Annotated in this window: 21 protein-coding genes; 11 read left to right on the top strand and 10 right to left on the bottom strand. The window is 59.5% G+C overall.

Annotated elements, in window-relative coordinates; genetic code table 11:
• Window positions 1-98 precede the first annotated feature (98 nt).
• Together C9383_RS08350 and moaB are read right to left on the bottom strand one after the other, a co-directional pair.
• Window positions 99-1,325, bottom strand: a complete 1,227-nt coding sequence (locus C9383_RS08350; RefSeq protein ID WP_090365997.1) for a molybdopterin molybdotransferase MoeA — start codon at window positions 1,323-1,325, stop codon at window positions 99-101.
• Complete coding sequence (moaB, locus tag C9383_RS08345) at window positions 1,309-1,848, bottom strand: molybdenum cofactor biosynthesis protein B (protein WP_010211803.1); 540 nt, start codon at window positions 1,846-1,848, stop codon at window positions 1,309-1,311. Before moaB ends, C9383_RS08350 begins: the two co-directional genes overlap by 17 nt.
• Before the next feature lie 76 nt (window positions 1,849-1,924).
• Between moaB and mobA the strand changes: the two genes are divergently transcribed.
• Both mobA and C9383_RS08335 read left to right on the top strand, forming a co-directional pair.
• A complete protein-coding gene (mobA, locus tag C9383_RS08340; RefSeq protein ID WP_090372215.1) occupies window positions 1,925-2,527 on the top strand; it encodes a molybdenum cofactor guanylyltransferase MobA in 603 nt (200 codons plus the stop codon).
• Between the two features lie 79 nt (window positions 2,528-2,606).
• On the top strand, window positions 2,607-2,828 hold the full coding sequence (locus tag C9383_RS08335; protein WP_060753290.1) for a YgdI/YgdR family lipoprotein: 222 nt from the start codon (window positions 2,607-2,609) through the stop codon (window positions 2,826-2,828).
• 56 nt (window positions 2,829-2,884) lie between these two features.
• Here C9383_RS08335 and C9383_RS08330 read toward each other — a convergent pair whose 3' ends face one another.
• The 3 genes from C9383_RS08330 to C9383_RS08320 all read right to left on the bottom strand — a co-directional run bounded on the left by C9383_RS08330 (window position 2,885) and on the right by C9383_RS08320 (window position 4,493).
• On the bottom strand, window positions 2,885-3,775 hold the full coding sequence (locus tag C9383_RS08330; RefSeq protein WP_090365998.1) for a pseudouridine synthase: 891 nt from the start codon (window positions 3,773-3,775) through the stop codon (window positions 2,885-2,887).
• Between the two features lie 72 nt (window positions 3,776-3,847).
• Window positions 3,848-4,183 (bottom strand): transcriptional regulator, encoded by a 336-nt coding sequence (locus C9383_RS08325; protein ID WP_090366000.1) that lies wholly within the window; start codon window positions 4,181-4,183, stop codon window positions 3,848-3,850.
• A gap of 73 nt (window positions 4,184-4,256) precedes the next feature.
• Window positions 4,257-4,493, bottom strand: coding sequence for a glutaredoxin family protein (locus C9383_RS08320; protein WP_060753287.1), 237 nt, complete (start codon window positions 4,491-4,493; stop codon window positions 4,257-4,259).
• A 157-nt stretch (window positions 4,494-4,650) separates the two neighbouring features.
• On the opposite strand from C9383_RS08320, the gene C9383_RS08315 reads away from it, so the two are divergent.
• On the top strand, window positions 4,651-6,369 hold the full coding sequence (locus C9383_RS08315; RefSeq protein WP_090366002.1) for a cation:proton antiporter: 1,719 nt from the start codon (window positions 4,651-4,653) through the stop codon (window positions 6,367-6,369).
• On the opposite strand, the gene C9383_RS08310 is transcribed toward C9383_RS08315, so the two are convergent.
• Window positions 6,356-7,564, bottom strand: coding sequence for an ammonium transporter (locus tag C9383_RS08310; RefSeq protein ID WP_090366003.1), 1,209 nt, complete (start codon window positions 7,562-7,564; stop codon window positions 6,356-6,358). The two genes, C9383_RS08315 and C9383_RS08310, sit on opposite strands and share 14 nt — an antisense overlap.
• A gap of 347 nt (window positions 7,565-7,911) precedes the next feature.
• Here C9383_RS08310 and C9383_RS08300 point away from each other — a divergent pair, with 347 nt between their 5' ends.
• From C9383_RS08300 to C9383_RS08270, 7 genes are all read left to right on the top strand, one after another.
• Window positions 7,912-8,226, top strand: coding sequence for an ElaB/YgaM/YqjD family protein (locus C9383_RS08300; protein WP_060753284.1), 315 nt, complete (start codon window positions 7,912-7,914; stop codon window positions 8,224-8,226).
• 2 nt (window positions 8,227-8,228) lie between these two features.
• Complete coding sequence (locus C9383_RS08295) at window positions 8,229-8,615, top strand: phage holin family protein (protein WP_060753283.1); 387 nt, start codon at window positions 8,229-8,231, stop codon at window positions 8,613-8,615.
• The gene (locus C9383_RS08290) at window positions 8,612-8,950 is read left to right on the top strand and encodes a hypothetical protein (protein WP_060753282.1); all 339 of its coding nucleotides are present in this window, start codon (window positions 8,612-8,614) and stop codon (window positions 8,948-8,950) included. Before C9383_RS08295 ends, C9383_RS08290 begins: the two co-directional genes overlap by 4 nt.
• A 160-nt stretch (window positions 8,951-9,110) precedes the next feature.
• Entirely contained in the window at window positions 9,111-10,442 is a 1,332-nt protein-coding gene (locus C9383_RS08285; protein ID WP_060753281.1) for a deoxyguanosinetriphosphate triphosphohydrolase, read from the top strand.
• Window positions 10,443-10,608: 166 nt separating this feature from the next.
• Window positions 10,609-10,998, top strand: coding sequence for a response regulator (locus C9383_RS08280; RefSeq protein ID WP_060753280.1), 390 nt, complete (start codon window positions 10,609-10,611; stop codon window positions 10,996-10,998).
• Between the two features lie 255 nt (window positions 10,999-11,253).
• The gene (locus tag C9383_RS08275) at window positions 11,254-11,880 is read left to right on the top strand and encodes a response regulator transcription factor (protein WP_060753279.1); all 627 of its coding nucleotides are present in this window, start codon (window positions 11,254-11,256) and stop codon (window positions 11,878-11,880) included.
• A gap of 8 nt (window positions 11,881-11,888) precedes the next feature.
• Entirely contained in the window at window positions 11,889-15,524 is a 3,636-nt protein-coding gene (locus tag C9383_RS08270) for a transporter substrate-binding domain-containing protein (protein ID WP_090366005.1), read from the top strand.
• A 147-nt stretch (window positions 15,525-15,671) separates the two neighbouring features.
• Here C9383_RS08270 and C9383_RS08265 read toward each other — a convergent pair whose 3' ends face one another.
• Together C9383_RS08265 and C9383_RS08260 are read right to left on the bottom strand one after the other, a co-directional pair.
• Window positions 15,672-16,154: a GAF domain-containing protein gene (locus tag C9383_RS08265; RefSeq protein WP_090366007.1), complete on the bottom strand. Its 483-nt coding sequence runs from the start codon at window positions 16,152-16,154 to the stop codon at window positions 15,672-15,674.
• Window positions 16,151-17,041 carry an ATP-binding protein gene (locus tag C9383_RS08260; protein WP_090366008.1) on the bottom strand — a complete coding sequence of 297 codons (891 nt, stop codon included), beginning with the start codon at window positions 17,039-17,041 and terminating at the stop codon, window positions 16,151-16,153. Before C9383_RS08260 ends, C9383_RS08265 begins: the two co-directional genes overlap by 4 nt.
• Window positions 17,042-17,204: 163 nt before the next feature.
• Between C9383_RS08260 and C9383_RS08255 the strand changes: the two genes are divergently transcribed.
• Window positions 17,205-19,514 (top strand): response regulator, encoded by a 2,310-nt coding sequence (locus C9383_RS08255; protein WP_060753275.1) that lies wholly within the window; start codon window positions 17,205-17,207, stop codon window positions 19,512-19,514.
• Here the strand turns inward: C9383_RS08255 and C9383_RS08250 are convergent.
• Together C9383_RS08250 and C9383_RS08245 are read right to left on the bottom strand one after the other, a co-directional pair.
• Window positions 19,495-19,959, bottom strand: coding sequence for a MarR family winged helix-turn-helix transcriptional regulator (locus tag C9383_RS08250; RefSeq protein WP_090366009.1), 465 nt, complete (start codon window positions 19,957-19,959; stop codon window positions 19,495-19,497). The genes C9383_RS08255 and C9383_RS08250 overlap by 20 nt on opposite strands.
• Window positions 19,956-20,441, bottom strand: coding sequence for a glutathione peroxidase (locus C9383_RS08245; protein WP_090366011.1), 486 nt, complete (start codon window positions 20,439-20,441; stop codon window positions 19,956-19,958). The genes C9383_RS08250 and C9383_RS08245 overlap by 4 nt, the downstream gene beginning before the upstream one ends.
• Window positions 20,442-20,613 lie beyond the last annotated feature (172 nt).

Genomic DNA, 20,613 nt, shown 5'->3' with positions numbered 1-20,613 from the left:
ATGCGTGATAGCCTGTAAACCATGTCCCCGGTTAGAAATGTAAACGATGTCCCCGGTTTGTACCGGGGCAAGCCCGCTCACTACAAGATGGCTCTAGGTCAGTTCAGGACTTCACTCAACGGGATGAAATTGACTCGATCACCCACCGCCAGCGTCGTGCCCTCCAATACCTCCACAAACCCCTCCGCCCACGCCGCGCTGCGCAGCACGCCGGAGCTCTGGTTGCGATAGATGATCGCCTTGCCCTGTTCGATGCGCCCGCGCAGGTATTCGCGGCGGTTACCCGGTTTGGGCCACACGAACCCCACCGGCACTTCGAAACGCAGCGGCGTCACTTCGTGTACGCCCTGGCGGCGCAATAGATACGGGCGCGCCAGCAAGGCGAATGTCACCAGGGTCGAAGCCGGGTTACCCGGCAAACCAATCACCGGCACACCGCGAAAGTGACCGAACGTCAGCGGTTTGCCCGGCTTGATCGCCAACTTCCACAGGGCCAGTTCGCCCTCTTCGCGCAAGGCGATGCCAAGGAAGTCCGCTTCGCCCACCGACACACCGCCAGTGGACAGGATCAGATCAACATTGCCTAGCCCTGCCAGACGCGCACGGGTCTGTTCCAGATCATCCGGCAGTATTCCGCCATCGATCACTTCGCACCCCATACGCGCAAGCCAACTGCACAGTACGCGGCGATTGCTGTTGTAGATCTGGCCCGGCCCCAGCGGCAGGCCAGGCTCGATCAACTCATCGCCGGTGGACAACACCGCCACCCGCACCCGGCGCACCACGCTCAGGCGGTCACGGCCAAGGGAGGCGGCCAGGCCCAGTTCGATCGGGCCCAGGCGCGTGCCGGCGGTCAACACCCGCTCACCTACCGTGGTTTCCTGGCCGCGTGGGCGAATGTTCTGGCCCGCCTGCAACGGCTCGCTGAAGCTCACACGCTCGTCGGCGTGAAGCACGGCATTTTCCTGCATTTCTACACAATCAGCGCCTTCGGGCACCGGCGCGCCGGTAAAGATTCGTGCGCACGTCCCGGCGGCCAATGGCTGCGGCGCCTGGCCGGCGAAGATGCGCTGGCTGACCGGCAGCGGCTCACCCCTCCAGTCCGACAGCCGCAGGACATAACCGTCCATGGCACTGTTGGGCCATGGCGGCAGGTCGAGGGTGGAGATCAGGTCTTGCGCCAGCACGCGCCCATCGAGGTCAGCCAGGGGCAACACGTCCTGCTCGCGGATCGGCGTGGCTTCGGCCATGTCCAGCAGGCGCTGCAGCGCTTCTTCCACCGGCATCAGGGCGCCGGTCTTGCCGGGCTTATCCACGGGATTCACAGGGCTCGGCCTGCTTCAAATGAGGCACGAAATTGCACGGGCGGTGACGGTTATCCAACTGCTCGGCGAGGATACCGTCCCAGCCCGTGCGCACGGCGTTGGTGGAGCCCGGCAGGCAGCACACCAGCGTGCCGTTGGCCAGGCCGGCCAGGGCGCGGGACTGCACGGTGGAGGTGCCGATATCCGCCACGGATATCTGGCGGAACAGCTCGCCGAAACCGTCGACTTGCTTGTCCAGCAGGCAGCTCACCGCTTCGGGCGTGCTGTCACGGCCGGTGAAACCGGTGCCGCCGGTAATCAGCACCACCTGCACGACGTCTTCAGCAATCCAGTGGGCCACTTGGGCGCGGATTTTATAGAGGTCATCCTTTAGCAACACACGCTCGGCCAGGTGGTGGCCGGCGGCGGTCAGGCGATCGACGAAGACCTGGCCCGAGGTGTCGGTGTCGAGGGTGCGGGTGTCACTGACGGTCAATACAGCGATGTTCAGGGGTACGAAGGGCGCATCAGCCTTGGCTTTCATGGCTCGGTCCGGTTGTCGAAGGAACAGCCCGATGTTATATCACAGGGCCTTATTGACCTGCCGCAGCGAAACCGCCATGTCCCTCGATGACTCACCCCTGCCCTGTTCGATTCTGCTGCTGGCCGGTGGCCGCGGCCAACGCATGGGCGGCCAGGATAAAGGCTTGCTGCAATGGCGCGGCCGGCCGTTGATCGCGCACTTGCAGGAGCTGAGCAGGCCGCTGACAGATGACCTGATCATCTCGTGCAACCGCAACCATGACCTCTACGCCCCCTATGCCGACCAACTGGTGAGCGACGACAGCCAGGACTTCCCCGGCCCGCTGGCCGGCATCCGTGCCGGCTTGCTTGCCGCACGTCATCAGCACCTGCTGGTCCTGCCGTGTGATGTGCCGAACATTGATGCACGATTGCTCGCCGACCTGTGGGAGACATCGCGCAGCCATCCCTCAGTGCCGGTCATGGTCCGACAAGGTGAGTTCTGGGAACCCTTGCTGTGCATCATCCCCACCGCCCTTAAAAACCCAGTGGAATGTGCCTGGGCCGCAGGCGAACGCAGCCCGCGCAAGATCCTGCTGCAACTGGGTGGCGTCGCACTGGAATGCCCGGACAATGACCCGCGCCTGGCCAACCTTAATACACCCGAACTGTTGCACCCTGGGACTGGCGTGTCAGAATGATGGGCGAACAAGGAACTTTGACGACGCCCTGCGCGTCACAAGCTCAGTCATTCAAAAGTATTTTCTCGGAGACAAACTCATGACTCAACGGACCATCGCCGCTCTCATGCTTGCACTGGGCCTGGCTACCCTCGCCGGTTGCGCCTCGCCAACAGTGATCACCCTGAATGACGGTCGCGAAATCCAGGCCGTCGACACCCCGACTTACGACAAGGCATCGGGCTTCTACGAGTTCAAACAGCTTGATGGCAAGGAAACCCGTATCAATAAAGATCAGGTTCGCACCGTTAAAGACCTGTAAGTCTTAACGCTTGCCGCCCAAGGCCCGCCTCGTGCGGGCCTTGTCGTTTCCGGGGGTCACCAGTCGAGGGTGATCCGGCTGCGGAAACTGCGCTCCAGGCCGGTGATCGGGTCAATAAAACGCACGCCCTGGGCCAACAACTTGAGCGGGTTGGCGAAGTCATCCACGGCGTCCTTGATCACATCCGGGTAGAACGGATCGTTGCAGATACTCGCACCGAGCGCGGTCATGTGCACGCGCAACTGGTGCTTCTTGCCGGTCACGGGAAACAGGCCATATCGCCACAAATCGCCGTGCTGTTCCCGGACCTCAACCGCCGTTTCAGTGTTGCTGGCACCGGGCCCCTCCTGCATGCGAAAGAACGGTTCGCCATCTACCAGGCGGCTTTTATGCACCAGAGGGAAAGTCAGGTTGGGCAATGCCGGCGCGATGGCTTCGTAGAATTTGTCGATACGCCGCGTGGGAAACAGTTGTTGATAGGCCGAACGGCTTTGTGGGTTGGCCGAGAACAACACCAGCCCCGCCGTGTGGCGGTCGATACGATGCAGGGGCACCAGCGAGGGGTTGTCCAGGCGGCGGATCAGGCGCCGCAGCAAGGTCTGTTCGACGTACTCACCGGCCGGCGTCACCGGCAGGAAATGCGGTTTGTCAGCCACCACCAGGTGCTCGTCGGCATACAGGATGGTTTCCTGCACCGCAATGACCTTCTCATTGGGCACTTCCCGGAAGTAGTAGATGCACAGGCCCTCCTTGTAAGCCAGGCCCTGGCTGATCGGCTGGCCATTGAGATCCAGCACTCGCCCCCGCGCAATACGGTCCAGCCAATGCTCGCGACTGATGGCCGGGAAGTGTTCGCACAGGCAATCGAGCACCGTCGCCCAAGACCCCGGAGGCAGATACAGAGTGCTGGCTTGATGCTGAGACGCGGAAAAACCGGAAGTGGACATGAAGAGGCTCGAAACCTGGAAAAACACAGCGGTATTATCCCGCAAGGAGCGGGATTGAGCCTAGGGTCGATCTCAAGCTTTGGCCAATTGGGTTCGCAGGATGGGCGAGGCACTCGCGGCCTCGGTGAACTCCTTGAGCCAGCGCAGCACATCGACCGCATCCCAACGGCCGGGATCGTACAGCGCGTACAACAACCCCTGGTAACCCACCACATCCAGCTGCTTGTGATAACCGGCGCGCTGGAACAACGCCTCGATCTCGGCAAAGCAGGTGTTGAAATGCACTTTGTTAAACGGCGTCTTGCCTTCCGTGACCAGGCCGTCGAGGCGCAGCTCGTTCACCGCATCACGCACGACGTCGGCGGACATGCGATTGACGCTGCTTTTCAATTGTTCAACATTCACCACGGGCGTTCCCTCTATTCAATCGCTGTACAAACATACAGTAACTTAATATTTGGAAACCTGCCATCGCATAAAGCTAGAGCAAGAACGTCACGACCTGTTCCGTATCGAACGGCCAATCCAGCTCAGCTCCGGTGTCTACCCGGCGAAGCACCGGAATCCGCAGGCCGTAGGCTTCGGTCAGGTCGTCGGGGTCGGTGATATCGACCAGTTCCACCAGCAAGCCACGTTCGACGAGCGGCATGATTTCGGCTTCGGCAACTTCACAAAGATGGCAACCCAGGGTGCCGAACAACTGGCATTCAGGAGGCATGATGAATGGACCCGGTCAGAAAACAGTCACCTATTCTAAGCCCGGTGACTGCATGAAGCCCACCACCACAAAAAACCTGACCCAGATCAGCATGGCGTATAACTGATTCAGCGATTCTCGCGGCTTTTTGCCCGCCCAACCTGCAAGGAAGCTGTCCGTGTTTGCCAACCTGTTGATCATTCTGGCCTCATCTCTGGTGGTGATTGCGCTATTTCGCCGCCTGCAATTGCCTCCCGTGCTGGGCTATCTGTGCGTCGGCCTGGCCGTAGGCCCCACTGCGCTGGATTGGGTGAATGACAGCGAAGAACTGCCGGACCTCGCCGAACTCGGCGTGGTATTCCTCTTGTTCTCCCTGGGCCTGGAGTTTTCCCTGAGCAAAATGCTCGCCCTGCGGCGGGTGGTGTTTGGCCTGGGCAGCCTGCAGGTGCTGGGGTGCGGCGTGCTGCTGGGTGGTTTGTTGATGGGCTTGGGCCTGTCGCCCGGTGTGGCGCTGCTATTGGGCGCTGGGCTGGCGCTGTCTTCCACCGCTATCGTCAGCAAGGAGCTGGGCAGCCTTGGGGAAATCTTCAGCAGCCATGGCCAGAATGCGATTGGCGTGCTGCTGTTTCAGGATGTGGTCGCCGTGTTGTTGCTGACGCTGGTGCCGGTGTTTGCCGGCAGCAGCACCCAAGCGTGGTACTGGGCACTGCCACTGACACTGGGCAAAACCGTGGTGCTGTTCATCGGCCTGCTAGGGGCCAGTCGCTGGCTATTACCGCGCTTGTTCCATGAAGTCGCTGCGTCCCATTCGGCGGAGTTGTTTGTGTTGCTGGCGCTGGTAATCGTCCTGTTGACCGCCTGGCTGACGCACCTGCTCGGACTCTCGCCGGCCCTCGGTGCATTCCTGGCCGGCATGCTGCTGGGTGAAAGCCATTACCGGCATCAGATCGAAGCGGATATCCGCCCGTTTCGCGACATTTTGCTGGGCTTGTTTTTCGTCAGTATAGGCATGCTCATCGACCTGCAACTGTTCGTCAGCCATAGCCTGCTGATCCTTGGCCTGGCCCTCACCCTGATGCTGGTCAAGGGTTGTGTGGTGGCGGGACTGGTCAAGTGGCGTGGCAGCGACACCGAAACCGCCTGGCGCAGCGGCCTGGCCCTGGCCCAGGGTGGCGAATTCTGTTTTGCGCTGATGGCGCAGATGCAACAAAGCCGGCTGATTCCCGATGAGTTCAATGGCCTGCTCCTCGCCGCCACGTTCTGCTCGATGCTATTTACCCCACTGCTGCTGCGCGCCGCGCCGTCGATCGCCCAGCGCCTGCACCGCAAGCCCAACCTGCAAGTGCAATTGGAGCAAATCACTGCGCTCAACGCCCAGTTACGCGGCCATGCGGTGATTTGCGGATATGGCCGGGTCGGGCAATCCATCGGTCGTTTTCTGCGCCGCGAACAGCAGGCGTTTATCGCACTGGATGACGACCCGGAACGGGTGCAGGAAGCCGCCACTGAAGACAGCAGCGTGCACTACGGTGACTGTCGCCGTGGCGCGTTGCTGAGTGCGGTCGGGCTGGAACGGGCGCGCTTGGTGGTGATCGCGGTGGACGATACGGACGTCGCACTGGTGGTGCTCAAGGAAGCGCGGCGGATCAACCCTGAAGTGCCGATCCTGGTGCGTACCCGCGATGACAGCCAACTGGCCGAACTGAAAGCTGCGGGCGCCAGCGAAGTGGTGCCCGAACTGCTGGAGTCCAGCCTGATGCTCGCCTCCCACGCCTTGATCCTGTTGGGCCTGCCGGACCAACAGGTGCAGGCACGGGTGGATGAAGTGCGACATAACCGTTATCGCCTGCTGCACGGCTTCTACCCGCAGGCAGAACCGCCGATCAGTCCTGACTGACCGCGCCGATTTTGTGGATCGACAGGTCGGCGCCGTAATACTCCTCTTCCTGGCTCAGGCGCAGCCCATGCACGCGCTTGATCAGGCCATACACCAACAGGCCGCCGACCAACGCCACCGCGACACCCAGGGCCGTACCGATCAGTTGGCTGATCAGGCTGACACCGCCCAGGCCGCCGAGGGCCGTCTGCCCGAAGATACCGCAGGCGATACCGCCCCAGACGCCGCACAGGCCATGTAGCGGCCACACGCCCAGCACGTCGTCGATCTTCCAGCGATCCTGGGCCGCAATGAAGAACCACACAAACAACCCGCCGGCGACCGCACCGGTGATCAGCGCGCCCACCGGGTGCATCAGGTCGGAACCCGCGCACACCGCCACCAGCCCGGCCAGCGGGCCGTTATGCAGGAAGCCTGGGTCATTGCGCCCAATGATCAGGGCCGCGACCGTGCCACCGACCATTGCCATCAGCGAGTTGACGGCGACAAGGCCGCTGACGCCGTTGAGGGTTTGCGCACTCATCACGTTGAAGCCGAACCAGCCGACAATCAGAATCCACGAGCCCAACGCCAGAAACGGAATGCTCGACGGCGCAAAGGCGACCAGCCTTCCCTCCCTGTATCGCCCATTACGTGGCCCCAGCAGCAAAACTGCCGCCAGCGCCAACCACCCTCCCATGGCGTGTACCACCACGGACCCGGCGAAATCATGGAAGCTGGCCCCAAAGGTTGCCAGCAGCCAGGCCTGCACGCCGAAATTGCCGTTCCACACCATGCCTTCGAAAAACGGATAGATAAACGCCACGATCAAGGCGGTGGCACATAGCTGAGGTGCGAACTTCGCCCGCTCGGCAATACCGCCGGAAATGATCGCCGGGATCGCTGCGGCAAACGTCAGCAGAAAGAAGAACTTCACCAGGCCGTAGCCGTGATCGGCGCTGATCACCGCTGCCGGTTGCAGGAAGCTCACGCCGTAGGAGATCCAATAGCCTATAAAGAAATAGGCCAGGGTGGAGATGGCGAAGTCGCTGAGGATCTTCGACAGGGCATTGACCTGGTTTTTCTGGCGCACCGTCCCGACTTCAAGGAACGCGAAGCCGGCGTGCATGGCCAGGACCATGACCGCACCGATCAGGATAAACAGGGTGTTGGAGCTGTGGACTAAGGTGTCTACTGCGCTTTGCACATTTTCCATGGACGTTGGCAGGCCTGCATCAAAGGCAAAAAAGCACCAAACCGGTTCAGACCAGGGTTTCACGCACTAAATTGGCACCACCGGTCCCACCCCTCTATTGGAGGCGTGAACCGCTTTAGCGCAGTGATCAACACAACAGGCCGTAACCGACAGGGTTTTTCCGCGAGTTTCAATTATTTAGGGTAAGGTTTTTCAAGGCTTTAGGCCCGACCGCCCGGATTCAGCGCAGCCCGTTGGGCCTGCGCACCAAGGCAAAGCAAAAGCTGTACCACACAATTGCACTGAACCTTCACCGAACGCGGTGACTCGAAACCACACAGACCGATCAGCCAATCACGGAGATACCCATGGCCAGACGTACTACAAAGACTGCTCAAGAAATACTGATGGCGGATTTTCAAACCCTGGTCAGTGACACCGAAAAGTTGCTGGACGACACCGCCGTACTGGCCGGTGACCAGGCCGACGAGCTGCGTACCAAGATCCATGAGAGCCTGCTCAAGGCTCGCGAAACCCTGCAACTGACCGAAGACTCCCTGCGTGAGCGTGGCCAGGCAGCGGTTGCCGCCACCGAGGATTACGTACAGGCCAACCCTTGGCAGTCGGTCGGCATCGCCGCTGGCGTGGGCTTTCTGATCGGCCTGCTGGCCACAAGGCGCTAATCATGTCTATCGGCGAAACCGAGTCGTCCAAGGGCGCAAGCTCAACCTCTCGACGCCTGGGCGCGGCCGTTCTGGGCTTGCTGCACAGCCACGTCGAGCTGTTTGGCATCGAACTGCAGGAACAGAAGTCGCGCACCGTCAGCCTATTGCTGTTTGCCGGGCTCTCGCTGGTGTTTGCCTTGCTGTTATTGGTGGGGTTGTCGGCACTGGTGATGATTCTGGTATGGGACACCTACCGTATCACCGGGATCATCAGCCTCTGCGGGTTTTACATCCTGGCCGCGGCATTCTGCGGGTTGCGCTTGAAAGCGGCGATATTCGACGAGTCCACGCCCTTCCACGCGACCCTGGAAGAGCTGGCCAATGACCGGGAGCGCCTGCTGCCATGAGCCTGACTGAAATCCCGCCATCCACCTCACGCCGGGAAATGCGCAAGGCGTTGATTCGCCTGCGCATGGAAATGCACCGCCAGGAGATCCGCCACGAGTCGCAACAACTCATGGCGCCCCTGCACAAAATGCGCGACATGCGCCATAACTGGCAAGACAGCCTGGGGATCAAGCATGCGCCGCTATGGGGCGTTGCGGCAGTGACGTTGCTGGGCTTCTTTACCGGCAAAGGGGCCAAGGGCGGCAGTATCAGTAGTGTGACGCGCCTGGTGCGCTTGGGCGCCGGCTTGATCCCACTGATCAAGCTGGCCATGCAAGGCGCGCGCAAAGGCTGAACCCATACGCTGCCTGTTGCCTCGACAGAACCGGCCTGGCCCTTATCAGAACAGGGCCGGGCCTTTTTTCGCCCGCGCATCTGCCGGTAGATTTTCGCTTGCCCAGGCCACGCCGAACCGGGAAGCTGGGCGCATCCTTCACCAACGGAGAGTACCCGCCTTGGATTGGCCTACCCTGCTGACTCGCGAACGCCTCGGAAAACCCCTGCACAGCCCGGAAGAACTGGGCCGTAGCCCATTTCACAAAGATCACGACCGCATTATCTTCTCGGGTGCTTTCCGGCGCCTGGGCCGCAAGACCCAAGTGCATCCGGTGTCGAGCAACGACCATATCCATACGCGCCTGACACACTCCCTGGAAGTCAGTTGCGTTGGCCGCTCCCTCGGCATGCGCGTCGGCGAGACCCTGCGCAGCGCCCTGCCCGACTGGTGCGACCCTAGCGACCTGGGCATGGTGGTGCAATCGGCTTGCCTGGCCCATGACATCGGTAACCCGCCCTTCGGGCATTCCGGTGAAGATGCCATTCGCCATTGGTTTCAGCAGGCTGCGGGCCGTGGCTGGCTGGATGGCATGAGCCCTGCCGAACGTAATGACTTCCTCAATTTCGAAGGCAACGCCCAGGGTTTTCGAGTGCTGACCCAACTGGAGTACCACCAGTTCGACGGTGGCACGCGGCTGACATACGCCACCTTGGGTACCTACCTGAAATATCCCTGGACCGCGCGTCACGCCGACTCCCTGGGCTACAAGAAACACAAGTTCGGCTGTTACCAGAGCGAACTGCCGATTCTGGAGCAGATCGCCCACAAACTCGGGCTGCCCCAACTGGAAGAACAACGCTGGGCGCGTCATCCGTTGGTTTACCTGATGGAAGCCGCGGACGACATCTGCTACGCGCTGATCGACCTGGAAGACGGGCTGGAGATGGAGCTGCTGGAATACGCGGAGGTCGAATCGCTGCTGCTCAACCTGGTCGGCGACGACCTGCCGCAGACGTACCGCCAGTTGGGCCCGCTGGACTCGCGCCGACGCAAATTGGCCATCTTGCGCGGCAAGGCGATCGAGCACCTGACCAACGCGGCGGCACAGGCATTTGTCGAACAGCAGGACGCCTTGCTGGCCGGCACCCTGCCCGGCGACCTGGTGGAGCATATGCATGGGCCTGCCAAGCGTTGTGTACTGGATGCCAAAGACATGGCGCGCAAGAAAATTTTCCAGGACAAGCGCAAGACCCTGCATGAAATCGGCGCCTACACCACCCTGGAAATCCTGTTGAATGCATTTTGCGGTGCCGCCCTGGAACAACATGGCGGGCGCACACCATCGTTCAAGAACCGACGCATTCTCGACTTGCTGGGCAATAGCGCACCGGACCCCGCCTGGCCGTTGCATGCCTCGTTCCTGCGCATGATCGACTTTATCGCCGGCATGACTGACAGCTACGCTACCGAAATGGCGCGAGAGATGACCGGCCGCTCCAGCCCCCAATAACCCTCGGATCCCGCAGCCTGTTCCCTGAACAGAATTAACCTACAAAGGGAACAGAGCGGCCTGATCGAATTCGTACAGGCACCCGAAGAATAATCACGCACGCTCCTCGCGGGCGTCGCAAACAATTCCTACATCCCACCGACGCTTGACCCACTGTGTGCTCTCTATGCCCAGACACTCTCTTCGTATTCTTGTGGTGGAAGATCATCCCTTTCAACTCCTGGCCACCCAATGCCTGCTCAGAAGCTTCGGTTTCGATCAACTCACACCCGTAGAAAACGCCGAACAGGCCATCCGCACAATGACCCAGTCCGAACGACCTTTCGACCTGATGCTGTGTGACCAATGCCTGCCTGACTTACCCGGCCTCGAATTGATAGAAATAGCCAGCCGCGGCCGTTTTATCAGTGCCGCGATTCTGCTCAGCGGGTTACCTGCCACCGAATTGATCAACCTCGCTCTACAAGCTGCGCAGCGAAGCCTGCCACTGTGGGGATATTTACCCAAGCCGTTAAATAAAGAAGAACTTGAAAAGCTAATAACATCCAATCGATAAATGTAGGACATTAAACATTTCGACTGATGAAAAGCGACTCTAAGCGCATCGTAAATTCCCGGCCACTTCCCGTCACCGCTTTCGCGCCCAAAACTCTGTCCGTTTCACTTCACAACTACCCTGTAGCTGGTAGGCATATGCCTTTTTTTATGTAGGATTTTTCTTGTTTTATATCTAGGCCGTCGGCGTCGATCCTCCTCACTCATCTTCTGAGCTAATGTGCCCGCTTTATTTGCATCGGCGCGGAGCGTGACCATGAATACAGTTTTTATTATCGACGACCATCCGGTTATACGATTGGCCATTAGAATGTTACTTGAACATGAAGGTTACAAAGTCGTTGGCGAAACAGACAATGGCTGCGATGCCATCCAAATGGTCCGCGAATGCCTCCCGGATCTGGTAATTCTCGATATCAGCATCCCCAAACTTGATGGCCTCGAAGTACTCTGCCGATTCAACGCCATGAATACTTCGATGAAAACCCTGGTGCTCACGGCCCAGTGCCCTACCTTGTTTGCAACACGCTGCATGCGCTCGGGCGCTGAAGGCTATGTGTGCAAGGAAGGTGACCTCAGCGAGCTGCTGAGCGCGATCCGTGCAGTACTCTCCGGTTACAACTATTTCCCCAGCCAGGCACTGAATGGCAACGGCAGCGAAGGCGTTGAGGTGGAGGAGTTGGAATTATTCAAAACAGTCAACGACCGGGAGTTGATGGTATTACAACTTTTTGCACAAGGACGCACTAATAAAGAAATAGCCAAAGGCATGTTCCTGAGCAATAAAACCGTCAGCACTTATAAAAAGCGACTCATGCAGAAGCTCAAAGCCAAATCCTTGGTAGAACTCATCGAGATGGCAAAACGAAACGCGCTAGTGTGAGAAAGCGGATGCCCAGCCGTATAAAGGACTATCTGATTGTATTATGTGCCGGCTTGTGCTTCAGCACCGTTGCGCTCGCACAATATCAACCCGACCCGGAACATTTCACCTTATTAAGTCGTGCAGGAAGCGTTCAACTGGACATTCAATTGGACAGAGCACAACGCCAGTGGCTACAGAACAAACGCGAGTTGGTACTGGGCACTTCCGCACCCGACTACCCGCCCTTCGACCTCACTTCCAGCGGCCATGACTATGAAGGCCTCACCGCCGATTATGCGGGGCTGCTGGCCAAGGCACTCGCCTTGCCGGTCAGGGTCGTGCGCTACCCTTCCCGCAAGGCATCCATTCAAGCCCTGGAGGCGGGTGACATTGATCTGCTGGGCTCCTCCAACGGCTTTGAAGCCGCGAACCCAAAGCTGATCCTGTCCGCACCCTACGCCGTGGACCAGCCGGTGCTGGTCACCCGTGAGGGTGAAACCCGCAGCCTCAACGATGGCTTGGCGGGGCTGCGCCTGAGCGTTGTCTATCATTACCTGCCCCTGAGTGAAGTGGAAAAGCTGTACCCCAACGCGATCATTCGCGCCTATCCCTCTTATCAAAATGCCTTGAATGCGGTGGCCTTCGACCAGGCGGATGTGTTTCTGGGCGACACCATTTCCACCCATTACATGATCAACAAGGGCTATCTGAAAAATATCCACATGGCTAACTTCGGCAAACATGAGGCCTTTGGTTTCAGCTTTGCACTGCGCCAGGACCAACACATCCTGTTGAGCATTATCGACTCGGTACTGGCCGCCGTGCCTACCAACGAACGGGACAACATAGCCAAGCGCTGGAGTGCCGGTAGCGACATCCTGCTGACCGACAAAAAACTGCAACTGACCCAACGTGAAGAGCGCTGGCTGAAACAGCACCCCGTGGTAAAGGTCATCGTGAACGAAACCTTTGCACCGCTCACGTTCTTCGATGCGGACGGCAACTTCCGCGGCATCACTGCCGACCTCCTGGAGTTGATTCGCCTGCGCACCGGCCTGCGTTTCGTGATCCAGAACGGCCGCGACGTCAACGACATGATCGAGCAGGTCGCCACCGGCAAAGTGGATATGATCGGCGCCATCGTTCCGAGCAACGAAAGGGAAGCGCAGCTCAACTTCAGTCGGCCCTACCTGGAAAACTCCTACGTATTGCTGACACGCAAGGAGCCCGGTGCTCCGTTGAGCCTGGAGCAGATGGCCGGAAAACGCCTGGCCATCACCCAAGGCAACCCACTGGCCGGCACCTTGGGCAAGGACTTCCCACAGATTCACCTGGTGGAGACCAGCGACACGTTCAAGGCTTCGGAACTGCTTGCACAAGGCCATGTGGACGGCGCCGTTAACTCGCTGGTCATCGCCAACTACTTCCTCTCCTCGCAGGTCTTCCAGGACAAACTGCAGATCAGCAGCACTATCGGGACGGTCCCCGCCACGTTTGCCCTGGCCACATCACGCCATGCGACCGAACTGAGTTCGATCCTCGACAAAGCGCTGCTCAGTATCGCCCCGGATGAAATGGGCGTGATCAACAGCCGCTGGCGTGGCTATACCGCCGCGTCCGACAGCTATTGGCGCAACTACCACCAATTGATTGCCCGGATCGTTATCGGCACCGGGCTGCTACTGTTGATCTCCTTGACCTGGAACGCCTACATGCGTCGCCAGATCAAACATCGGCAAATGGCCGAGCGCGCCCTCAACGACCAGTTCGAGTTCATGCGTGCGCTGGTCAATGAAACCCCGCACCCGATCTACGTACGTGATCGCAACGGTTTGTTGCAGACCTGCAACGACAGTTACCTGCAGGTGTTCGACGTCAAACGCGAAGACGTCATCGGCAAAAGCGCGGTCCAGATGAGCATGGCCCTCGAGTCGGAGGCGGCGCAGTATCACGCCGATTATCAACGCGTCGTGGCCGAAGGTAACCCGCTGATCCTGGACCGCACCCTGCACATCCACGACAAGAAACTGACCATCTACCACTGGATCCTGCCGTACCGCGATTCCACCGGCGAAGTCCAAGGCATCATCGGTGGCTGGATCGACATCAGTGAAAGGCGCCAACTGTTTGATGAGTTGCGCGCTGCCAAGGAGCGCGCCGACGAAGCCAACCGTGCCAAAAGTACGTTCCTTGCCACCATGAGCCATGAGATCCGCACACCGATGAATGCCGTGATCGGTATGCTCGAACTGACACTCAAGCGCGCCGATCAAGGACATCTTGATCGACCGGCCATTGAAGTGGCCTACAACTCGGCCAAGGACCTGCTGGAACTGATCGGCGATATTCTGGACATCGCACGCATTGAATCCGGGCGTCTGAGCCTCGCCCCGGAACGCGTCAACCTGCGGGAAGTGATCGAGTCCGTCGTACGCGTATTCGATGGGCTTGCACGCCAGAAAACCCTCAGCCTGTTGCTGGAGTTCAAACCCGACCTGAACGACATCGAGGTCCAGATTGACCCGCTGCGCTTCAAGCAAGTGCTGTCCAACCTGGTGAGCAATGCGATCAAGTTTACCGAGCGTGGGCAGGTGAAGATCAAAGTTGAGGTGCTGCCGACTCAAGCACCGGAACAGATCGAGCTCAAACTGGTGGTGGAAGACACCGGCATCGGGATCAGCAGGGACGACCAGTTGCGTTTGTTCGAACCCTTCGCCCAAGCGGACAACTCCGGGCACCTGGCCAGGAGCGGCGCAGGACTGGGGCTGGTGATCTGTCGCAGCTTGTGCGCGATGATGGGCGGCCAGCTAAGCCTGAGCAGCGTGCCCATGGTCGGCACCCAGGTGCACGTCAACCTGAAGATGCCGCGTCTGCACACGCAGAACCAGGTCGGTGAACTGGTACCGGTGGCGGCCGCCCCGACCCCGGTGCTCAATGTGCTGGTGGTGGACGACCACCCGGCCAATCGCTTGCTGATGTGTCAGCAGCTGGGCTACCTGGGCCACCAGTTCACCGCGGCCGAGCACGGTGCGGCCGGTTTCCAGGCGTGGCGCCAGGAACATTTCGACCTGGTGATCGCCGACTGCAACATGCCCATCATGAACGGCTACGAGTTGAGCCGCTCGATCCGTGAATACGAGCAACGCGAACAACGGCCACCCTGCGTGGTATTGGGCTTTACCGCCAATGCACAACCCGAGGAACGGCAACGGTGCGTGCAGGCCGGTATGAACGACTGCCTGTTCAAACCCATCAGCCTCACGGTGTTGGAGCGACAACTGGCACACATCGCCCCACAACCGACGAGCCCGTGCCTGGACCTGGCGTGCCTGGAGGCCCTGACCGGCGGCGATACGCAATTGAGTCGGCGCTTGCTGGAGGAACTGCTAAATAGCAGCCGGCACGACCGCCAGGAACTCATGGGCATGCTGGCTCGACAAGCCCCGCACCAGGACATCATCGAGCAAGCCCACAAAATCAAAGGAGCCGCCCGCATCGTCCAAGCCCACTCATTGGCGGGGCAATGCGAAACACTGGAACAAGCCTGCTCTCGCAGCGAAGATCGTCCCGTGATCGACGCCGGCATCAAAGCCCTGGAAAAGCTGATGCTGGAATTGGAAAGAATGCTGCAAACGCAACTGCATGACCTGGATCGCCAATAAGAGGCAGGGGGTCAGTCAAGCTGTAGGAGCGAGCTTGCTCGCGAAAAAACGTCAACGATAACGCGTTTTTCCTGGATCAACGCGGCGCCTGTGAGTTTTTCGCGAGCAAGCTCGCTCCTACACAAAGCCTTACCCTGGCATCTTTGTTCAGCAATCCGTCAAACGCAGAAAAATCGCTGCCAGCTGTTCAATCCCGACCTGGTCCTCGGGGGTAAAGCGCGCCAGCGAGGGGCTGTCGAGGTCGAGGACACCAATCAACCGGTTGTCCTTGACCAACGGCACCACCAACTCGCTGTTGGAAGCGCTATCGCACGCAATGTGCCCAGGGAACGCGTGCACATCCTCCACCCGCTGGGTTTGCCGCGAAGCCGCAGCCGCACCACACACGCCACGGCCGAACGGAATCCGCACACAGGCGATCTGCCCCTGAAATGGTCCGAGCACCAGCTCTTCGTTACGGTTGAGGTAGAAACCCGCCCAGTTCAGATCATCCAGCTGGTTGAACAGGAACGCGGAAAACTGCGCACTGTTGGCGATGAAATCACGCTCATCCGCCAACAGCGACTCCAACTGCGCGCAAAGCATGGCGTAGCCATCAAGGCCGGTACCGGCCTGTTGTAAATCGATCATGGTTGACGTTCCAGCAATTTGAGACCCACCCAATAACGGGCGAATTGATAAGCACACCGGCCGTTGCGGTTGCCGCGACCGGTAGCCCAGCGCACGGCGAGGATATCGAGGGCCTCATCGCGTTGCCACTGTAAACCGGCTTTATTGGCCAGCTCACCGATCCAGTGCTCCACCACATCCAGAAAGTGCTCCTGGGTAAAGGGGTAAAACGACAGCCACAAGCCAAAACGGTCAGACAAGGCAATCTTGTCCTCGACCGCCTCGCTGGGGTGCAACTCACCGTCTACGCGTTTCCAGTTGTCGTTATCACTCTGGTTTTCCGGCACCAGATGGCGGCGGTTCGACGTGGCATAGAGCAACACATTGTCCGGTGCCTGCTCCAGCGAACCGTCAAGTACGCTTTTGAGCACACGGTAATCACTTTCACCGGCTTCGAACGACAGGTCATCGCAGAACAGAATGAAGCGTTGCGGCAGCTTGAGCAGTTGCTCGACCACACGTGGCAGGTCGGCCAGGTGATCGCGCTCGATTTCGATCAGGCGCAAACCCGCCTTGGCATGCTGGGCCAGCAGCGCGCGCACCATGGACGACTTGCCGGTGCCACGCGAACCCCAGAGCAACGCATGGTTGGCAGGCAGGCCCTCGATAAATTGCTGGGTGTTGCGGGCCAGTTGCTCACGCTGCCGGTCAACGCCGATCAGATCGGACAGGCGCATATCCAGGCTGACGTCCAGCGGCAACAGGAAGCCGCTGCGGCCTTCGCGCTGCCAGCGGGCCGCCAGGCACTGGTTCCAGTCAATAGCTTGGCGTGGGGCGGGCAACAAGGGTTCCAGGCGTGCGAGCACCGCATCGGCCCGCTCTAGAAAGGCATTCAATCGAGAATCCACGATTATTCCTCTGGAAAGTTCCTGCAAAAGATGGCGTATTGGCAACCCTGCGGCAGACCGCACGAGGCTGCGTAAAAAACGATTTATGCCGGGTAAGCCAGAGCCTGTGGATGTTCAGCTATGCTTGCCGGGCGAAGGGAAACGTGAAGTGGTTCAACACTCGATGGATATCAAGTTCGCCCACCGCTTGTCTTATAAACAAGCCAGATTGACTGTGCTGGTCGGTTTCGTCTTGGGAACCCTGCTCAGTCTGATCCAAATCGGTATTGATTATGCCAGCGAAGATGCATCCATCAACCGTGAAATACGTTCGCTGATCGAAATCAGCCATAACCCCGCGTCACGTATTGCCTACAACATCGATGCCGAACTCGCCCAGGAGTTGACCCTGGGCCTGCTGCAGTCCCCTGCCATCACTCATGCGCAATTGATCGACAACAATGGCGTGGTCCTGGCAGACGTGGTGCGTGCGCCCAAGGAAAGCAGCTACCGGCCCCTCAGTGATTTTCTGTTCGGCGCCAACCGTCAGTTTGAAGACCGCTTGTTCCTCAGCCATATGCCCAATGATTCGCTTGGGGTGCTGCGGCTGGACGTAGACACCTACGCCTTCGGCAGCCGTTTCCTGCATCGTGCCGAAATCACCCTGCTCAACGGATTTGCCCGCAGCCTGTTGCTGACCGGAATACTGCTGGCGTTGTTCTACGTCATGTTGACCCAGCCGCTGGTGCGCATTATCCGTGCCTTGAGCACCAGTAAGCAGACCCATCTGGACTGCCCGCCGGGGCACGAAAACGACGAAATCGGCGTGCTGGTCAACGTCGCCAACCAGCAGTTCGAAAACATGCAGACCGAAATCCAGCAGCGCCGCCACGCTGAAGACCGGCTGACTGAATACCTCGGACAGCTGGAAGATATTGTCTCGGCGCGCACCCTCGAGCTCAAAGCCAGTAACCAGCGCCTGATTCAATCCAATGATGAACTGGAAGCGGCAAAAATGACCGCCCTGGGCATGGCCCAGGCAAGGGCGGCATTCCTGGCCAACATGAGCCACGAAATCCGCACGCCGCTGAACGGCCTGCTGGGGATGATCGCACTGTCACTGGACAGCCCATTGAACGCCGAACAGCGCCAGCAACTGTCCATCGCCCATGACTCGGGCAAAGTGCTGGTGGAATTGCTCAACGATATCCTCGACCTGTCCAAGTTCGACGCCGGTCAGCTGGAGCTTGAGCACATCCCGTTCGACCTCGGCTCACTGGTGGAAGACACCGCAAACCTGCTGTCGCAGAACGCAGCTCCCAGTGTCGAACTGACGTGCCTGATCGACCCACAGTTTCCCGCCCAGGTCATTGGCGACCCGACCCGTGTACGCCAAATCGTCAGCAACCTGCTCTCCAACGCGTTGAAGTTCACCCGCTTCGGCCGGGTCGATGTACGCCTGCGCGCTCAAGCCGACCGGGTCAGCATCGAAGTGTGCGACACGGGCATCGGCATCGCCCAGGAAGCGCAGGCGAAGATCTTCCAGCCGTTCACTCAGGCCGGTGCCGGTATCACCCGTCAGTTCGGCGGCACTGGCCTGGGCCTGGCGCTGACCTACAACTTGTGCGAAGCGATGAAGGGCCGGCTGACGATCAGTTCGGAGGTCGGGTTTGGCAGCCAGTTCTGCGCCGATCTGCCTTTGCCTACGCATTTGCCGGCCGCCCCGGTGGCACCGCTGACGGGCGAAGTCATTGCCATAACCAACGCGGGCAGCGGCCTGACGGAACTGCTCACCACCCTGCTCCCCCATTGGGGGCTGACACCGCGCTGCTATTCCCAGGACGATGACTTGAGGGGGCAAACGCCGGACCTGCTGATCACGGATTGCCCCGAGTGCCTGTTCCGCCTGCGCCCGGCGATCAGCGCACCGATTCTGGTGGTGACCGCCTATGGCAACTTCATGCCCAGTGAAGAAGTGGCGGCCCTTGCGCCATTGCAGCAACAGGCACGCCCGTTGAGCCGCAACGCGTTGTACCAGATCTTGCAACGTAACCTGCACAGCGACTCGCCGTTGATCCTCGACCCGGTGCAGATAGAAGCCGCCCCCCTTGCCCACCGCGCGTACATCCTGCTGGTAGAGGACAATCCGGTCAATCAACTGGTAGCCAAGGGCATGCTCAACAAATTGGGGTGCAAGGTCATCGTCGCCGCCCATGGTGGCGAAGCGCTCAAGCTGCTTGAAGACCAGCGCTTCGACATGGTGCTGATGGACTGCAACATGCCGGTGATGGACGGCTACGAGGCGAGTCGGCAAATTCGTCGCAGCGGGCGTTGGCCGGACCTGCCCATCGTCGCGTTGACGGCCAACGCGATGTCTGAAGAACGCGAGCGTTGCCGGGCGGCGGGGATGAATGACTATCTGGCCAAGCCGTTTCGCCGTGAAGAACTCAATGCGTTGCTGGACCTCTGGGTGCCTAAGACGACAACCCTTTGACCTGCGCCAGCAACTGGTCCAGGCCATTGCGCAGGGCGTCAGCCTGATTCAGGTCGATGCCACTGTCGCACAGTAACCGGGTCTTCAAACCCTGAGTCCGGTCGCGCAATTGCACGCCGGCCTCGCTCAGGCTCAGGTGCACTTCCCGCTCATCCTTGGCGCTGCGCTGACGCCTCACCAGTGCAAGCTGCTCAAGCCGCTTGAGCAACGGCGTCAACGTGCCCGAATCCAGCATCAGCCGTTCCCCTAACGCCTTGACCGTGGGTTGCGCCGGTGCAGCGTCGTGCCATTCCCACAACACCAGCATCACCACGTATTGCGGATAGGTCAGGCCCAACTGATCCAGCATCGGCTTATAGGCCCGGGTGACCGCGCGCGAGGCGGCGTAGAGCTTGAAACACAACTGGTTGTCCAGGGCGAGGGATACGCCAGGCAGATCGGTCATTTGAGCAGCGCTTCGATCTCTTGGGTCAGGTCCTCAGGCTTGGTGGTCGGGGCAAAACGCTTGACCACCTGACCGTTGCGACCGACGAGGAACTTGGTGAAGTTCCACTTGATGCCCTTGGAACCCAGCAGCCCCGGCGCCTGTTTTTTCAACTGAACAAACAAAGGGTGAGCATCGCTGCCATTGACGTCGATCTTCTTGAACAGCGGGAAACTGACGCCGAAGTTCAGCTCGCAGAACTCGGAGATTGCCCCTTCATTGCCAGGCTCCTGCTTGCCGAACTGGTTGCAGGGAAAACCCAGCACCACCAGACCCTGGTCCTTGTACTGCTGCCAGAGTTGCTCCAACCCTTTGTACTGCGGCGTGAAACCGCATTTGCTGGCGGTATTGACCACCAGGATGGCTTTGCCGGCGAAATCGGCCAAGGTCTTTTGCTCACCCTTGATGGTGGTGCAAGGGATACTCAGCAGGTTGTCGCTCATGGCAGTGCCTCGGATAAAGGGAAGAAGCAAAAAGATAGTGGGTAATTCAATTGTGTGCAATTTAATTACCGGGCTTGATGGCGCGTTATCAGCCTCTACCCAGGCCAAATGTGGGAGCGGGCTTGCTCGCGAAAGCGGTCTATCAGCTGACATATCTACTGACTGACACGCC

The sequence above is a fragment of the Pseudomonas palleroniana genome (genome assembly GCF_003031675.1).
Taxonomy (GTDB): Bacteria; Pseudomonadota; Gammaproteobacteria; order Pseudomonadales; family Pseudomonadaceae; genus Aquipseudomonas; species Aquipseudomonas palleroniana.
This window is presented reverse-complemented; position numbering and strand designations above follow the sequence as displayed.

Bases quoted from the DNA above. Each gene is read 5' to 3' on its own strand.
- C9383_RS08330 (WP_090365998.1), bottom strand. From the start codon at position 3,775: ATGTCCACTTCCGGTTTTTCCGCGTCTCAGCATCAAGCCAGCACTCTG.
- C9383_RS08250 (WP_090366009.1), bottom strand. From the start codon at position 19,959: ATGACCGATCTGCCTGGCGTATCCCTCGCCCTGGACAACCAGTTGTGT.
- C9383_RS08300 (WP_060753284.1), top strand. From the start codon at position 7,912: ATGGCCAGACGTACTACAAAGACTGCTCAAGAAATACTGATGGCGGAT.
- C9383_RS08255 (WP_060753275.1), top strand. From the start codon at position 17,205: ATGGATATCAAGTTCGCCCACCGCTTGTCTTATAAACAAGCCAGATTG.
- C9383_RS08320 (WP_060753287.1), bottom strand. From the start codon at position 4,493: ATGCCTCCTGAATGCCAGTTGTTCGGCACCCTGGGTTGCCATCTTTGT.
- C9383_RS08295 (WP_060753283.1), top strand. From the start codon at position 8,229: ATGTCTATCGGCGAAACCGAGTCGTCCAAGGGCGCAAGCTCAACCTCT.
- C9383_RS08275 (WP_060753279.1), top strand. From the start codon at position 11,254: ATGAATACAGTTTTTATTATCGACGACCATCCGGTTATACGATTGGCC.
- mobA (WP_090372215.1), top strand. From the start codon at position 1,925: ATGTCCCTCGATGACTCACCCCTGCCCTGTTCGATTCTGCTGCTGGCC.
- moaB (WP_010211803.1), bottom strand. From the start codon at position 1,848: ATGAAAGCCAAGGCTGATGCGCCCTTCGTACCCCTGAACATCGCTGTA.
- C9383_RS08335 (WP_060753290.1), top strand. From the start codon at position 2,607: ATGACTCAACGGACCATCGCCGCTCTCATGCTTGCACTGGGCCTGGCT.
- C9383_RS08290 (WP_060753282.1), top strand. From the start codon at position 8,612: ATGAGCCTGACTGAAATCCCGCCATCCACCTCACGCCGGGAAATGCGC.
- C9383_RS08265 (WP_090366007.1), bottom strand. From the start codon at position 16,154: ATGATCGATTTACAACAGGCCGGTACCGGCCTTGATGGCTACGCCATG.
- C9383_RS08280 (WP_060753280.1), top strand. From the start codon at position 10,609: ATGCCCAGACACTCTCTTCGTATTCTTGTGGTGGAAGATCATCCCTTT.
- C9383_RS08270 (WP_090366005.1), top strand. From the start codon at position 11,889: ATGCCCAGCCGTATAAAGGACTATCTGATTGTATTATGTGCCGGCTTG.
- C9383_RS08245 (WP_090366011.1), bottom strand. From the start codon at position 20,441: ATGAGCGACAACCTGCTGAGTATCCCTTGCACCACCATCAAGGGTGAG.
- C9383_RS08310 (WP_090366003.1), bottom strand. From the start codon at position 7,564: ATGGAAAATGTGCAAAGCGCAGTAGACACCTTAGTCCACAGCTCCAAC.